Source organism: Subtercola lobariae, from assembly GCF_014640255.1.
Taxonomy (GTDB): domain Bacteria; phylum Actinomycetota; class Actinomycetes; order Actinomycetales; family Microbacteriaceae; genus Subtercola; species Subtercola lobariae.
On sequence record NZ_BMGP01000003.1, the window covers coordinates 251,396 to 266,281 of the forward strand.

Sequence of the window (14,886 nt, forward strand, 5' to 3'; positions counted from 1 at the left end):
CGAGTTTAGACGTTCTGAGTGAGCCAGATTTCGTTCATGCGAAACACCATGACGGCGATGGCCAGGCAGGTGACACCCAGAACGACGGTGCTCCACTTCGAACGGTCGATGAGCGCCCAGAACACCCCGGCGGCTGGCAGCAGGAGGGCCGAAATCATGTACACGTAAAAGGTGAGCACGTCGCCGTGCGGCGGGTTGCCGACAGCCGGAGCGATGAGCGCGACCACGAACTGCACGACCAGCAGCACCTCGACGAGGGCCGTCGAGCCGAGCGTGAAGTCGTTCGGAGTGCGGCCGGCGAAGCCCGAGATGACGCAGAACAGGCCGGCCAGTAGGGCGACGGCGATTTGGATGTACGAGAACCAGAAGATCATGAGGCGGCGCTTTCGGCCTGCGCGTCGGGCGGAAAGTTCACGAGCACGCGCGCAACACCCCCCCGCACCTCGAACAGTCCGATCAGGCTGCCCTCGGGGTCGATCGCGGCGATGGTGGACTTGCTCGGGCCATCGAACGGAATCTTCTTGCCGTTACGCAGGTCGGCCGACTGCTGCGCATCGAGGTTCGCGACGGTGAACAGGTGAGCCGCTACCTCTGCGGGGGTCAGCACATCGCGCGCGGGGTCGAGGTTCTCAATCGTCTGCGCCTGCGCCACGGTGAACGGCCCGATGCGGGTGCGCCGTAGAGCGGTGAGGTGTCCGCCGACGCCGAGAGCTTCGCCGAGGTCGCGGGCGATGGCACGAATGTAGGTTCCCGATGAGCAGGTGACGCGCACGTCGAGGTCGAGGGTCGGGGCGCCCGACGCGTCGGTGGCGGGGCGGTCGGCGAGCAGGTCGATGGCAGAGATGGTCACCGGGCGGGCATCCAGAACCACCGTCTCACCGAGGCGAACGCGAGCGTAGGCCCTGCGGCCGTCGACCTTGACGGCGCTCACCGAGCTGGGGCGTTGCAGAATCGCGCCGGTCAGGGCCGTCAGACCGTCACGAATGGCCTCAGGTGTGAGAGCCTCGACGGCGCCGGGGGGCGCGATGTTGACGAGCTCGCCCTCGGCGTCGTCGGTGGTCGTGCCTGCACCCAAGCGAATCGTCGCTTCGTACTCTTTGTCGAGCCCGACCACGTAAGTGAGCAGCCTGGTTGAGCTGTTGACGCCCAGAACGAGGAGGCCGGTGGCGAGGGGGTCGAGGGTTCCGGCATGGCCGACCTTACGAGTGCCAGCGGCTCGGCGGGTCTTGGCCACGACATCGTGGCTGGTGAGGCCGAGGGGCTTGTCGATGAGCAGAATGCCGCTGGCGGGGCCCAGAGAAGTCACAAGGCAACGCTAACAGGCCCGAAGCTGTGTGACTGCTGTGGCCGACGCGTGCGGTGGCCACCGAATGGCTGTTGCCGCTGGGTGGCTGTTGTCGGCGGGTGGGGCGTCACGCAGTCAGCAGCGGTCGGCGAAGAGACGCGTGGGCGCAGCGGGGTTGTCGGCCGAGATGATGGCGTCGGCGAGCATCCGCGGGCCGACCGCTTCTTCGTAGAGCGTCGCGGCGCCGGCCAGCTGCGCATCGAGGTCAGCGCCGAGCGCTTCGGCCGGCGTCTCGAGGTAGGCGATGAAGTTCGCGTTGCCACGCAGCTCGGGTCGCTGCAGAAACGGGCCGTCGATCACGAGAATGGCGTCTTGCGGGCCGGTCACCCAGCGCGACTCGCGTGGCATGTCGCGGGCAGCGTCGAAGTTGGCCGTGATGAACCCAGCGCTGCCACCCATGCGAAACGGCTGAATGAGAACGCGCAGAAACGCGGAGTAGTCGAACCAGTCGAGGTAGTAGGCCTCGGCCGAGTGTGCTCCGCGCTTGACGCGCAGGGCACGCGGCCTCTGAAAGTCGTCGAGCGAAGCGCGAAACACGGCGTGCCCGGTCTCGCTCAGGGCAATGGCCACGTCGTCGGCGAATGCCCGGCCGCCGACGACGCCGTCGACGCTTACGAGCACACGGCCTTTGGCGTAGTTGTGCAGAATCTCAGCGGCGAGAGCATCGAGAAACTCGCTGCGAGGGGTGGGCGGGTAGACCATGCGTTCAGTCTACGAGCGGTGGCGGCGCGAGGCGCGCGTGGCCTTGTTAGATTGGTGCAGATGATTGGCAGCGGCGACGAAGACGAGACAAGCGATCGCGCAGGTTCGAGCGGTCACGCAGGTTCAACCGGTCGCGCCGATTCGAGCAGTCGCGCAGGATCGAGCGGTCGCGTCAGCTCAGCCGATCGCGCGGAGTCGAGCGATCCGGCCGACCTCGCCGGGGCGGTGATCTCGTGGTTCGCCGAGAACGCCCGCGATCTGCCGTGGCGCCGACCCGGCTTCACCCCCTGGGGCACGCTTGTCAGCGAGTTCATGCTGCAGCAGACCCCCGTGATTCGCGTCGTTCCGCGCCTGGCCGAGTGGCTCGAGCGCTGGCCCACTCCCGCCGCCCTCGCCGCCTCCTCCCCCGGCGATGCCGTCGGCGCCTGGCAGTCGCTCGGTTACCCGCGCCGCGCACTCTGGCTGCACGCGGCAGCCGTCACCATCGTCGAACGCCACCGCGGCATCGTGCCCCGCGAGGTGGATGCCCTACTCGCCCTGCCCGGAGTCGGCGACTACACCGCCCGAGCGGTTTCTGCTTTCGCCTATGGTGACCGGCACCCGGTGGTCGACACGAACATCCGCCGCGTCATAGCGCGTGCCGTACAGGGTGATGCCGAGCCCGGGCCGCCGAACGGCAAACGTGATCTCGCCGAAATGGCGGCACTCTTGCCTACCGACCGAACGGATGCCCGCGCCTTCAACGCCGGAATGATGGAGCTCGGCGCCGTGGTCTGCACGGCTCGAGCACCGAAGTGCGAGCTCTGCCCCCTACGCGCGTCGTGCGCCTGGCGCGCCGCCGGCTATCCCGAGTTCACCGGCAAGCGCAAGACGATTCAGAAGAAGTTCGAGGGATCAGACCGGCAGGTGCGCGGCCTCATTCTCGCCGCGTTGCGCGCCCGACACCCCGAGGCGGTGTCGCACGCGGTGCTCAGTGCGCTCTGGCCCGACCGACTGCAGTTCGACCGCGCCCTGGCCGGCCTGCTCGCCGACGGCCTCGCTTCACTCACCGCCGACGGCTTCACGCTGCCGACCAGCTAGCTACGCCCGATGCACATCGGTCGACCGACCGGGCCACGCTGCCGACCAGCTAGCCTGATCTGATGCAGATCGGAATCGTCGGCGCAGGCGCCATCGGGGGCAGCATCGCAGCCGCGCTGCATCGTGCCGGGCATACCGTAGAGCTGACCGCACGAGGCGAGAATCTCGACGCGATTCGGCGGTCGGGCATCCACCTCACCGGAGCCTGGGGCGACCACGTTGCAGACGTCACAGCCCACGAGGCTTTGACCGTGCGACCACAGTTGGCGTTCGTCACGACGAAGGCTCAGGATGCCCGATCGGCCATTCTGGCGAACGCCGACGTTCTGCGGGGCTTGCCCATCGTCGTCGTACAGAACGGTCTCGAGTCGCTCGACACGGCGCGCTCCGCGCTACCCGAGGCGACCTGGATCGGCGCGCTCGCCCTCTACGCAGCAAGCTACCTTTCACCGGGAGCGGTCACCATTACCGCGTCAGGCCAGACGTTTCTCGGGGCTGACCATGGTGCGTCCGACTCGACTCTCACTGCCGCTCTCACCCTGGCCACCGCGACGCTCGCCGAGGCCATTCCGGCGCGCGCCATCACGAACTTTCGTGGCGCGCAGTGGACCAAGCTCATCATCAACCAAGTCAACGCGATGCCCGCGATCACCGGCTTGAGCGTGCAGGAGACGATTTCGAGCCCAGTTCTGCTGCCGATCGTGACGGCGAGCATGCGCGAGGCCGTGCGCACCGGGTTCGCGCTCGGAACGCGGTACGTCTCGCTGCAAGGCCTCAGCAACACGCTCTTGCGCGCCTTCTCAGTGGCGCCGATCACCCTCGGCCAGGGGTTGCCCAGGCTGATGGCTCGCAGAATGGGTGATACACCGAATCCGGGGTCGACGCTGCAGAGCATCCGCCGCGGGCAGCTCACCGAGATCGACTACCTCAATGGGGCGGTGGTAGCGCAGGCCGCCGCCGCGAGCCGGTCGGCGCCGATCAACCGCACACTTGTCGAGCTCGTGCACGAGGTGGAGCGCGCGGGTACATTCGCAACCCCCGAGCACGTGGCAACAGCAGTGCGCCGCTAACGTGTGCGCAGGGGGCAACGCCTCCGTGCGCGCAGCCGCGTTTGACGAGCCGCGAGCGTCAAGCAGGCGAGTTCGCGCGGGCTAGGCCGGCGCGTCGCCCTTGTCGCCCGCGTCATCGAGCGCTTCTAGCTCGTCATCGAGGTCGCCGTCGTCTGCCTCGTCGTCGAAGTCGTCGAGGCTCTCATCGACGATGACCCGCGGCTTGACGTACGGATCAGCGTCGCCGGCGTACGTACCCTGCTTCGCCAGACTCTCGACCTCGGCGTCACGGTTGCGTGCTTCGGTGAGCAGCGAGTCGATGAGTTTGGCGTTCTCCGGAACGCCATCGGCGATGAACTCGAGCGACGGCGTGAGGCGCGAGGTGATGTTCTTACCCACCTCGGTGCGCAGCATGCCGGTAGCCGATTTCAGGGCGGCGGCGCTGTCGGCACGTTCTTCGTCGGTGCCGTACACCGTGTAGAAGATCGACGCGTGCTGCAGGTCGCCCGTCACCCGAACGTCGGTGATGGTGACGAAACCCATGCGCGGGTCTTTGACTCCGCGTTCGAGTTTCTTGGCCACGATGACCTTGATGCGGTCGGCCAACTTGCGGGCTCTGGCTTCGTCAACCATGACAGTCTCATTTCTTAGAAGAAAAGGCGGGGCATCCTGACCTACAGAATGCCCCGCCGAGTACGGCAACCGCTAGACGCGCGGCTTTTCTTTCAGCTCGATCGTCTCGATCTCGTCGCCGATCTGAATGTCGTTGAACTTGCCGAGGCCGATACCGGCTTCGAAGTCGGTACGAACCTCAGTGACGTCGTCTTTGAAGCGACGCAGCGACTCGATGGCCAGGTTGTCTCCCACCACAACACCCTCGCGAATGACGCGAGCTTTGGCGTTTCTGGTGATCGTTCCCGAGCGTACGATGACACCCGCAATGTTTCCGAACTTGGAGGAACGGAAGATCTCGCGAATCTCAGCAACACCCGACTGCACCTCTTCGAACTCGGGCTTGAGCATGCCCTTGAGCGAGTTCTCGATGTCTTCGAGCGCGTTGTAGATGACCGAGTAGAACCGAACATCCACACCCTCGCGGGCCGCACGTTCGCGGGCCTTCGGGTCGGGGCGCACGTTGAACCCGATGATGATGGCGTTGTCGATGGTCGCCAGGTCGACGTCGGATGCCGTGACAGCACCCACACCACGGTGGATGATGCGCAGCTGCACGCTGTCATCGACCTCGATCTTGAGCAGCGACTCTTCGAGTGCTTCGACAGCACCCGAAACGTCACCCTTGATGATGAGGTTGAGCGACTCGACCTTGCCCTCTTCGAGCGCCTTGGTGAAGTCTTCGAGCGAGATGCGCTTGCGGGCACGGGCCAGCAAAGCGTTGCGCTCGACGGCTTCACGCTTCTCAGCGATCTGGCGGGCGGTGCGGTCTTCTTCGGTGACGAGGAAGGTGTCGCCGGCGCGAGGCACCGATGACAGACCCTGCACCTGAACCGGGCGAGACGGTGTTGCCGCGAGAACCGCGACCCCGTTCTCGTCGTGCATCGCCCGAACTCGGCCGTAGGCCGTTCCGGCGACGATAGCGTCACCCACGTGCAACGTACCCGACTGAATGAGCACGGTAGCAACCGCACCGCGACCCTTGTCGAGCTTCGCCTCGATGGCAACCCCTCGGGCATCCTTGTTCGGGTTGGCCCGCAGGTCGAGGCCCGCGTCTGCGGTGAGCAGAACGGCGTCGAGCAGCTTGTCGATGTTGGTGTTGTTGCGAGCCGATACGTCGACGAACATGACGTCTCCGCCGTACTCTTCGGCAACGAGGCCGAACTCGGTGAGCTGCTGGCGCACCTTCGCCGGGTTGGCCCCGGGCACGTCGATCTTGTTCACTGCGACAACGATGGGCACGTTGGCCGCCTGAGCGTGGTTCAACGCCTCGATGGTCTGCGGCATGATGCCGTCATCGGCCGCGACAACCAGCACCGCGATGTCGGTGACCTGCGCACCACGAGCACGCATGGCGGTGAACGCCTCGTGACCCGGTGTGTCGATGAAGGTGATAGCGCGTTCGATGCCTTCGTGCTCGGCGATGACCTGATAGGCACCGATGTGCTGGGTGATGCCACCGGCTTCACCAGCGACGACGTTCGCGTTACGAATGGCGTCGAGAAGGCGAGTCTTACCGTGGTCGACGTGACCCATGACGGTGACGACCGGCGGGCGGATCTCGAGCTCTTCGTCGGTCTCTTCTGCAAGCTCTTCATCGATGTCGATGTCGAAGCCGAGCAGAAGCTCGCGGTCTTCGTCTTCAGGCGAAACCATCTGAATCTTGTAGCCAAGCTCTTCGCCGAGCACACCGAACGTGGCCTCGTCGAGCGACTCGGTTGCCGTCGCCATTTCACCGAGGTGAAAGAGCACGGTCACCAGGTTGCCCGGGCTCGCGTCGATCTTGTCGGCGAAGTCGGTGATGGATGCTCCGCGGCGCAGTCTGACGATGGTCGAACCATCGCCGCGAGGCACACTCACGCCACCAAGCGACGGAGCCTCTCTGAGCTCGAATTCTGCTCTCTTCGTACGCTTCGACTTGCGAGCCTTGGCACGACCGCCACCACGACCGAAGGCACCTGCGGTACCACCGCCGGGGCCACGGCCACGGCCACCGGCACCCGCTGCGGGGCGCGGAGCACCGAACGTGTTACCGCCGGCTGCACCAGGAGCGCCACCGGGGCGGAAGCCGCCACCGGCACCGGCCGGGCGAGCGCCGCCGGCACCACCAGGACGAAAGCCACCGGCACCCGCGGGGCGTGCACCGAAGCCGCCGGGGCGAGCGCCCTGACCTGCTCCGCCGGGACGCGGGGCGCCGGGGCGAGGTGCACCCGGGCGAGGTGCGCCGGGGCGAGGAATGTTGCTCGGGGTGTTGCCACCCGCTGCAGGAGCACCGGGGCGCGGAGCCTGGCCACCGGTCTGCATGCCCTGCTGGCTGGCGAACGGGTTGTTGCCCGGGCGCGGGGCGCCGGGGCGCTGCATTCCCTGGCTCGAAGCGAACGGGTTGTTACCGGGGCGGGGGCCGCCGGGGCGCGGTGCGCTGCTCGGGCGCGGCGCAGAACCGTCACTCGGAGCTGCGGCAGAAGCCGATCCGGTGGCCGACGATGCGGCACCGGGTGCCTGCGGCGCGGTGGATGCCGCACCAGCGGTGCCCGCCGAAGTGCTCGTGGCGGGGCTGCTGGCCGAACCAGAGGCAGCCGACGAGCGTGCGCCACCCTGAGCGGGTGCAGCCGGAGCGTTCTGACCGGTAGCGCCGCCCTGACGCGCAGGAGCAGCGGAGCCACCGGCGGTCGACGGGCGCGGTGCCGATGAACCGGCGGTCGAGCCCGTCGTCGCGGTTGCGGAGCCTGCCGAAGCGGCGGGTGCACTCGCTGCCGGTGTCGCCGATGACGACGACGCGGGAGCAGCGGGGGCTTTCGGAGCAGCCGGGCCAGGGCGGGTGCCGGGGCGCACGGCCGTAGCCGCGGCTACGGAACCAGACCCTGACGCAGAGCCAGAGCCGACCGAAGCCGACCCAGCACTGCTCGCACTTGCACCAACACCAGCGGTCGCCTTCGCGGCAGCGCTTTCCGCCTGCAACGCCTCTTTGAGGCGACGGGCGACGGGTGGTTCAATGCTTGACGATGGGCCTTTGACGAACTGACCCATTTCTTTCAGCTTGGCCAGAGCGACCTTGCTGTCGACACCGAGCTCGCTTGCGATCTCGTGTACGCGTGGTTTTGCCACAATTCTCCTTGTTCGGGCCCTCCCCGAACAGGGACGACCTCAGCTACGTGCGCAACTCATTTCGAGTCGCTCATTAGTTGTCACTCATTTGGTGAGCTCATTTTGTTCACAATGCCGTTCAGCCTTGTCTGTAGGTTGGCCGTATCAAGTGGCGTGCCGTCATGAGGGTCGATGTGAAATGCCCGGCCGAAGGCCCTGCGCTTCACAGCTTTCTCAAAACACACCAGCGTCGGGTGGATGTACGCACCGCGCCCTAGCAGAACAGCCGCCTCATCGGCGACTAAGACTGAACCCTGGGCATTGACCCCACTCTGCACAACGATTCTGAGCAATGAGGACTTTTCGGCACGTGCTCGGCACCCGACACACGTTCTTACAGGTTCTATTCTAGCACCCGCGATCTCAGTCACCCTCAAGGATGGAATCGGGTTGAATATCGATCTTCGCTCCGGTGAGCTTGGCCGCGAGCCTGGCGTTCTGACCTTCTTTGCCGATGGCGAGCGAAAGCTGGTAGTCGGGAACGAGCGCGCGAACCGCTTTCAGCGACGCGTCGATGACGAACGAGCTGGTGACTTTGGCCGGTGAGAGGGCGTTCGCCACGAAGGTCGGCAGATCATCCGAGTAGTCGACGATGTCGATTTTCTCGTTGCCGAGTTCGCTGGTGACGGCGCGCACGCGTTGGCCGAGTTCGCCGATGCAGGCGCCCTTGGCATTGATGCCGGGCTCGGTCGCCCGAACCGCGATCTTGGTGCGGTGACCGGCCTCGCGAGCGAGCGAAACGATCTCGACGAGACCGTTGGCGATCTCGGGCACCTCGAGTGCGAACAACTTGCGCACGAGCGACGGGTGCGTGCGCGAGACCGTGATCTGCGGCCCCTTCAGACCCTTGGCCACGGCCGTGACATAGACGCGAATGCGGTTGCCGTGCGTGTAGGTCTCGCCGGCGACCTGCTCTTCTGGCGGCATGATGGCCTCGACGCTGCCGAGGTCGACGTGAATCATGCGCGGGTTCGGACCCTGCTGAATGACACCGGCGACGATGTCGCCCTCGCGGCCTTTGAACTCGCCGAGAACGGCGTCGTCGGCGATGTCACGCAGACGCTGGTTGATGACCTGCTTGGCGGCGAAGGCAGCGATTCGGCCGAAGTCGCTCGGGTTGTCTTCGGCCTCGCCGATGACGGCGCCCTCGTCGTCGTACTCGGGCACGAAGATGCTCACGTGGCCGGTCTTGCGGTCGAGGTGAACGCGGGCTTTGGCGGGCTCGTCTGCGCTGTGCTGCGAAGCGGTGTGCGACGAAGCAGCGTGTGACGAAGCGCTGTGCGACGAAGCAGCATGAGATTCGGCGGCACCGTGTGACGGAGCAGCGTGCGACGCGGCGGCATGCTCACCCTGGTCGGTGTGCTTCAGGTAGGCGGTCAGAATCGCCTGTTCGATGATGTGTACCAGTTCGTCGAACGGTATATCGCGCTCTCGCTCCATGAGCTTGAGCACGCTGAGGTCGATATCCACGGCCGGCCTCCTTCTTTTCTGTATTCAGTTTCGGGTGATGGGTGAAATCTGGTGAGCATGACAGCGCATGGCGCCGCACAGCCCAGCTACCCAGGATAGCCGAGAATGGTGAACCCGGTACCAGCTTTTACGCCGGTCTACGGATGCCCGTACCAGTCGCCCAACCGTTCGAGCCCCTCATCGAGGCTCACCATGGGCCGCCAATCGAGGTCTGCGCGCGTGCGACGCTGGTCGTACCAGTGCGAGGTCGAGAGCTGCTCGGCCAGAAACCGGGTCATCGGCGGTTCGTCGGCATGGCTGCGACGGTTCCAGACGGCCTCGATCAGGCCGCCGGCCTCACGGGCCAGCGCTGCCGGAACACTGAAACGCGGCCCGGGCACCCCGGCCGCCCGGCAGATTCCATCGAGCAACTCGGCCACCGTTCGCGGCTCACCATTCGTGATGACATACGACTGACCGTGCACGAGTTCAGCGCGAGTGAGCGCCGCCACGATCGCGGTGGCCGCGTTGTCGATGTAGGTCGTGTCGATCAGCGCCCGGCCACCGCTCAGCAACGGAAGCCTGCCCCGGCGCGATCGGTCGACGATTCGTTCGATGAGTTGCGTGTCACCGGGCCCCCACACGATGTGCGGTCGAACGGCCACCACGGCGAATCTTTGCTCGTCAGCAGCCAGGGCGAGCAATTCGGCAGCGGCCTTGCTCCGGGCGTACTCGCCGCGCGCACGCTCGGGGTCGGCCGGCAAAGCATCGTCGCCGACCACGGCCAATCCGGCGTGCGCCACCGAGGGTGACGACACCATCACGAAGCGGCTCACTCCGGCAGCCCTGGCCTCGGCGAGTAAAGTTCGTGTGCCCTCGACGTTCACGGCCTCGAAGTCTTCGCGTCGCCCGGCCATCGATACCTTCGCGGCGAGGTGGATGACCGCATCGACCCCCGAGACCGCAGCCCGCACCGCCTCTCGGTCGGTCAGCGACCCGCGGCAATCCTCGACGTTGGCCACACCCGCTCTCGTGGTTTCGCTTTCGGCCAATCGTGTCGACCCGGTCGCGGCACGAGCCCCCGCGGAGTCTGCTTCGACCGACTCGGTAGAGCCACCAACCGCGGCTGAGCCACTAGCCGCAGCTGAGCCACCAGCCATTCCCAAGCCACTGACCGCGGCTGAGCCACCAGCGTCGAGGCCGCTGGCTCCGCGCTGAAAGGTGCGAACGGAGTGGCCCTGGGCTAGCACTTCGATCGCAACGGTTCTGCCGAGCATCCCACTCGCCCCAGTGACGAGCACCTTCATGGCAGGCGTGTTCTCGCGAAGTGCAGAACTCGTGGGCGTCGGCACGACGTCACAACCTGCCAGCCCTGCGACCGGCCAGCATGTCGCTCGCCCAGCTGGCGAGTGCCGCGCGGTCGATTTTGGAGTTGTGTCGAACGTCTGTGGGCAACTCGGGCACCACGAAAACGGCGACCACGTCGAGCTTCGACGCTGCGCGCACCGCGGTCACCAGCGCGGTCGGCGCGAGCCCGGCGGCTCTCGTGCGCTCACGAGTTTCGATGATGGCGACGGGTTGTTGGGTTGCGACGGGCCCGACGCCCACGATCGCGGCTCGGCGAACTGCGGCGAGGCGCTCGATGCGCTGCTCGGGCGCCACGGGCGTCACAACACCGGTTGCTGTGGTCACGACGTGCACGAGACGGCCTTCGACCCAGAGCCTGCCGCGGGCGTCGAAGTGGCCCACGTCGCCGGTGCGATGCCAGCGGGCGGGCGCGGGCGCAGGCGCATCCGCGGCGCTCGGCGTGCCGCGAGTCGCCTCGCGGTCGGTCAGCCACAGCTGGTCGTAGTGGTCTTTCAGGTGCGGCGCCGATACGACGATCTCGCCCGTGACTCCGACAGACTCTTCGAGGGGGCCGTTTGCGTGCCCGAGTTCGTCGAGCGCACTGATGCGAATCTGCACACCCGCAACGGGGCGCCCCACGCACACGCCGCCCAGCGGAACATCTCGGGCATCCGGAGCATTCTCGTCGCGCACAGCATGCACGCTCACGCTCACGCGCTCACTGCGTTTCAGCGGCGGCTGTTCGCCCTCGGCGTCGTGTTCGCGCTCGGCCTCGACGATCTCGCCGAGCGTGATGTCGGTCATCAGCAGGCCCTCGGTCATTCCGTAGGGCGTGTGGATGCTCGCCTCAGGCATCAGCGTCTGAACTCGTTCGAGCAGTGGAACAGGCAGCGGCGCTCCCGCCGAGAGAACAGTCTGCACTCGCCCAAGCACTCGGCGCTGCGGAAGGGTCAGCGCGCCCGACGTGGCGAGCACATTGGCGAGCGCCGCCGGTGAGGCGAAAACCACCGTCGCCTTGACCGCGTGGGCGGCCGCAACCACTGCGGTGGCGGTCAGGGTTTTGGGCGACGTGACATCCATATCGGGAGTCACCGAAGTTGCACCGAGCGCGGGCCCCAGCAGGGCGAACGGCGCGAAACCCGCCACCAGCCCCGTGCCGACGCTGATGTCGAAGCGCTCACGCAGCAACCCCACGAGCGCGCTGAGCTGCCGGTGGGTGTACACGACGCCCTTGGCCGGCCCGGTCGACCCCGACGTGAAGAGCACGGCCGCAGTGTCGTCAGGCGATGGCTCCGGATGCTCGGCGACAGCCGCGGCCGCGAGCCCAGCGTCGTCATCCACGAGCCTCGCGGGCCCGGCAGCAGCGGCGAGCCCAGCGTCGTCAGACGCCGGCTCCGGATGCTCGGCGGCAGCCGGTCGTGACGAGACACTTCGCTGCGCACTCAGCACCGCCTGCCCGAGGCGCATCACGTCGGCCAGCGAGTGGCTCACTCCGAGAGCCGCGGCGAGCGTGCGCGAGAGGGTGGGCGCCGAGATCTTCTGGCCAGGCCAGCCGAGCGCGCGTGCCGCCGCCAAGCCCTTTTCGATGCCGATGATGTGCTGCGGACGAGCTCCTCGCACAGCGCGACTGAGCCCTTTCACACCGAGTCCGGCGTCGGCGACGACCACGACAGCGCCGATGCGCAGGCACGCGTAGAGCACCGCGGTGAGGTCGGCACCGGGCGGCACGAGCAGCGAGACCCGGTCGCCCTTCTTTACTCCCACGGCTTCGAGCCCGGCGGCCAGTTCGCTCACCCGGCGCGCCAGCAGCCGCCAGCTGACGGTTCGGATGCCGCCCGCGGAGCCGCGCGGTGCCATCTCGACGACCGCGGCGGAGTCATCGTGCGCGCGCTCATCGAGCGTCTCCCACAACGCACGGTAGGCGGGCACGGTCGCGGCGCCCCCAGTCGCGGCCGTGGCAACCTCACTTTGGGTGCCCCCAAAGTCGGCGCCCCCCGTCGCGACGCTCTCGGTCGCGGCCGCTCGCACACCATCACCGAGACCGTCAGCGACCCCAGCGCCGAACGTGTCGCTCAGCCACTCGAGCATGATGGGCGCCACCGCCACGTCTTCGCCCACGAGATGCCCCGCGTTCTCGAAGCGCGTCACCGCGGCGTGCGGCAGCCGCGCCATCAGGTCGCCGAGGTAACGGTCGCTGAACACGGGGTCACGCGGGCCCCAGAGCATCAGGGCAGGCACCGAGAGTTGAGCTACGCCGGTGGAGACCCGGGTCAGTTCGGCGAAACTCGGGTGCAAGGCATCCACGGGTATGTCTGCGACAAATGCGCCGATACCGGCACGACGGGCCGCCGAACGGTAGGGGGCGCGAAAGGCTCGCCGAACATCCGGAGCCAACGTCGGGTGCGCGATTGCCAGCGTCGTATCGAGAAACGCAGTGGTTCGAACGGTGCTGTTTGCCAGAAGCGACCGTTGGAGAACGAGCCGCAACGCCGCGGGCAGCGGAAATTCTTCGGGCTGATGCACCGCAGTGTTGAGCAGCATGACTCCGGCGAGCACCTCGGGATGATCGACCGCCCAGCCGAGCGAAACGGCCCCGCCCCAGTCGTGCCCCAGCGTCACGACCGGCGCTTCGAGCTGCAGCTCTGCCGTCAGCGCACTGAGGTCGGCAATTCTCCGTGGCAACGTTCGAGTCTGGTCGGTGCGCTCGGAGAAGCCCATCTCGAGCTGGTCGACGGCGATGACGCGCCACACCTGCGAGGAGCCGTGGCGGGCAGCATCCACTGCGGCCGACAGCACCGAACGCCACAAGTATGACCATGTGGGGTTGCCGTGCACGCACAGAATCGTGCCCGTCGGGGTGCGCCCTGCTGCGGCGAGTTCAGAAGCATTGTCGAGCAGGTGCCAGGTGCGCGGCACACCTTCACCGTCTGGCGCCGTGACGAGCCTCGACCAGCGATCGTTCAGGCCGGGCAAGCCTGCAGGGGGCAGCGAGGCCTGCGCTTCAGGCACTACCAGAGAATTTCGGTCATGGCCGTGTTGATGCCCGACCCGACCCCCATGCAGAGCACCCGCTGGCCTTTGACCAGCTTTTCGACCTCGAGCGCGAGCGTCATCGGCAGCGAAGCCGGGCCCACGTTGCCGAAGATCGGGTAGGTCAGCGGAATCTTCTTACGATCGAGTTTCGCGGCCTTGACGATGGAGTCGGTGTGCACGTCTGAGACCTGGTGAAGAATGTAGCGATCCATCTTCTGCCAATCCCACGAGCCCTTGGCCTCTTTCCAGGCCTCGACCACCAGCGCCATACCGCCCGCGAGCAGCTCTTTGGTGTGGGTGAACATGCCGTCTTTGTCGCCGACGCAGAGCAGGTGGTGCTCGGTGCCGGCCCGCGAGATGCCGCCCATGATGCGGTGGCCTTCTGGGTGAGCATCCGCCGGGCCGATGACGGCAGCGGCCGCACCCGAACCGAGGGTGAGCGAGGCGAACTCGTTCACGAAGTCTTTGCGCGAAATGCCGGGCTGTGAGAGGCGGTTGATGGTGTTCGCCTGAATCTCGTTCGAATCTTCGCCGTCGACGATCACGGCGTACTTGATCTGGCCCGAGTCGATCATCTGCGACGCGAGCGTCATGCCGTTGACAAAGCCGAGGCACGCATTCGTGATGTCGAAGTTCATGGCCGACGAGGGTAGACCGAGGGCGTGATGGATGCCCACCGCAACGCTCGGCTCGAGGTGCTTTCTGGTCACCGAGGTGTTGATGAGCAGCCCCACCTCGCTCGGGTCGACATTCGCCTCTGCGAGGGCGTCTTTGGCGGCGAGGGCGGCAGCGCCGTCGAACGTCAGGCCTTCGCCGTCGGCCGACTCATCCCAGTTACGCCGCGAGATGACACCCGCGACCCGCTGCAACAAGCCCGTGGGCAGGCGCAGCCGGGTGAGCGCTTCAGCGAGGCGAACGTCGATCTCTTCGCTGGTGACGACGAGCGGCGCGAGGCGAGCTTTCACCGCGAGCAGCGCAGAGTTCTGATGCCGAAAAGTGGCATTCTGAGCGGTCATGAAATCCTTCGTAAAGCGGGAACAGCCGAAACTCGGCTGAATGCATCGT

At 66.6% G+C, this 14,886-nt stretch carries 12 protein-coding genes; 2 read left to right on the plus strand and 10 right to left on the minus strand.

Going from position 1 to position 14,886, the window contains the following annotated elements; all coding sequences use genetic code 11:
* Positions 1 to 5: 5 nt before the first annotated feature.
* The 3 genes from IEX24_RS09190 to IEX24_RS09200 form a co-directional block, all read right to left on the minus strand.
* Entirely contained in the window at positions 6 to 374 is a 369-nt protein-coding gene (locus IEX24_RS09190; RefSeq protein ID WP_188677193.1) for a hypothetical protein, read from the minus strand.
* Positions 371 to 1,306, minus strand: coding sequence for a tRNA pseudouridine(55) synthase TruB (gene truB, locus IEX24_RS09195; protein WP_188677196.1), 936 nt, complete (start codon positions 1,304 to 1,306; stop codon positions 371 to 373). Before truB ends, IEX24_RS09190 begins: the two co-directional genes overlap by 4 nt.
* A gap of 114 nt (positions 1,307 to 1,420) precedes the next feature.
* Entirely contained in the window at positions 1,421 to 2,047 is a 627-nt protein-coding gene (locus IEX24_RS09200) for a nucleoside/nucleotide kinase family protein (RefSeq protein WP_188677198.1), read from the minus strand.
* Between the two features lie 60 nt (positions 2,048 to 2,107).
* Here IEX24_RS09200 and IEX24_RS09205 point away from each other — a divergent pair, with 60 nt between their 5' ends.
* Both IEX24_RS09205 and IEX24_RS09210 read left to right on the plus strand, forming a co-directional pair.
* Positions 2,108 to 3,127 carry an iron-sulfur binding domain-containing protein gene (locus tag IEX24_RS09205; RefSeq protein ID WP_188677201.1) on the plus strand — a complete coding sequence of 340 codons (1,020 nt, stop codon included), beginning with the start codon at positions 2,108 to 2,110 and terminating at the stop codon, positions 3,125 to 3,127.
* A 62-nt stretch (positions 3,128 to 3,189) separates the two neighbouring features.
* The gene (locus IEX24_RS09210; RefSeq protein ID WP_188677203.1) at positions 3,190 to 4,197 is read left to right on the plus strand and encodes a ketopantoate reductase family protein; all 1,008 of its coding nucleotides are present in this window, start codon (positions 3,190 to 3,192) and stop codon (positions 4,195 to 4,197) included.
* Between the two features lie 81 nt (positions 4,198 to 4,278).
* Here the strand turns inward: IEX24_RS09210 and rbfA are convergent, their stop codons facing one another.
* From rbfA to IEX24_RS09245, 7 genes are all read right to left on the minus strand, one after another.
* The gene (rbfA, locus tag IEX24_RS09215; protein WP_188677206.1) at positions 4,279 to 4,809 is read right to left on the minus strand and encodes a 30S ribosome-binding factor RbfA; all 531 of its coding nucleotides are present in this window, start codon (positions 4,807 to 4,809) and stop codon (positions 4,279 to 4,281) included.
* Between the two features lie 72 nt (positions 4,810 to 4,881).
* Positions 4,882 to 7,953: a translation initiation factor IF-2 gene (gene infB, locus IEX24_RS09220; protein WP_188677209.1), complete on the minus strand. Its 3,072-nt coding sequence runs from the start codon at positions 7,951 to 7,953 to the stop codon at positions 4,882 to 4,884.
* An 80-nt stretch (positions 7,954 to 8,033) separates the two neighbouring features.
* Positions 8,034 to 8,363, minus strand: coding sequence for a YlxR family protein (locus tag IEX24_RS09225; protein WP_268236242.1), 330 nt, complete (start codon positions 8,361 to 8,363; stop codon positions 8,034 to 8,036).
* Positions 8,356 to 9,462, minus strand: coding sequence for a transcription termination factor NusA (gene nusA / locus IEX24_RS09230; protein ID WP_188677212.1), 1,107 nt, complete (start codon positions 9,460 to 9,462; stop codon positions 8,356 to 8,358). The genes IEX24_RS09225 and nusA overlap by 8 nt, the downstream gene beginning before the upstream one ends.
* A 137-nt stretch (positions 9,463 to 9,599) precedes the next feature.
* On the minus strand, positions 9,600 to 10,748 hold the full coding sequence (locus tag IEX24_RS09235) for an NAD-dependent epimerase/dehydratase family protein (RefSeq protein WP_188678154.1): 1,149 nt from the start codon (positions 10,746 to 10,748) through the stop codon (positions 9,600 to 9,602).
* Between the two features lie 49 nt (positions 10,749 to 10,797).
* On the minus strand, positions 10,798 to 13,797 hold the full coding sequence (locus tag IEX24_RS09240; RefSeq protein ID WP_188677215.1) for an alpha/beta fold hydrolase: 3,000 nt from the start codon (positions 13,795 to 13,797) through the stop codon (positions 10,798 to 10,800).
* Positions 13,797 to 14,837 carry a 3-oxoacyl-ACP synthase III gene (locus IEX24_RS09245; protein ID WP_188677218.1) on the minus strand — a complete coding sequence of 347 codons (1,041 nt, stop codon included), beginning with the start codon at positions 14,835 to 14,837 and terminating at the stop codon, positions 13,797 to 13,799. Before IEX24_RS09245 ends, IEX24_RS09240 begins: the two co-directional genes overlap by 1 nt.
* Positions 14,838 to 14,886 lie beyond the last annotated feature (49 nt).

Coding starts and splice junctions, on each gene's coding strand:
- IEX24_RS09205 (WP_188677201.1), top strand. CDS start 2,108: ATGATTGGCAGCGGCGACGAAGACGAGACAAGCGATCGCGCAGGTTCG.
- IEX24_RS09190 (WP_188677193.1), bottom strand. CDS start 374: ATGATCTTCTGGTTCTCGTACATCCAAATCGCCGTCGCCCTACTGGCC.
- rbfA (WP_188677206.1), bottom strand. CDS start 4,809: ATGGTTGACGAAGCCAGAGCCCGCAAGTTGGCCGACCGCATCAAGGTC.
- IEX24_RS09245 (WP_188677218.1), bottom strand. CDS start 14,837: ATGACCGCTCAGAATGCCACTTTTCGGCATCAGAACTCTGCGCTGCTC.
- IEX24_RS09235 (WP_188678154.1), bottom strand. CDS start 10,748: ATGAAGGTGCTCGTCACTGGGGCGAGTGGGATGCTCGGCAGAACCGTT.
- IEX24_RS09210 (WP_188677203.1), top strand. CDS start 3,190: ATGCAGATCGGAATCGTCGGCGCAGGCGCCATCGGGGGCAGCATCGCA.
- IEX24_RS09200 (WP_188677198.1), bottom strand. CDS start 2,047: ATGGTCTACCCGCCCACCCCTCGCAGCGAGTTTCTCGATGCTCTCGCC.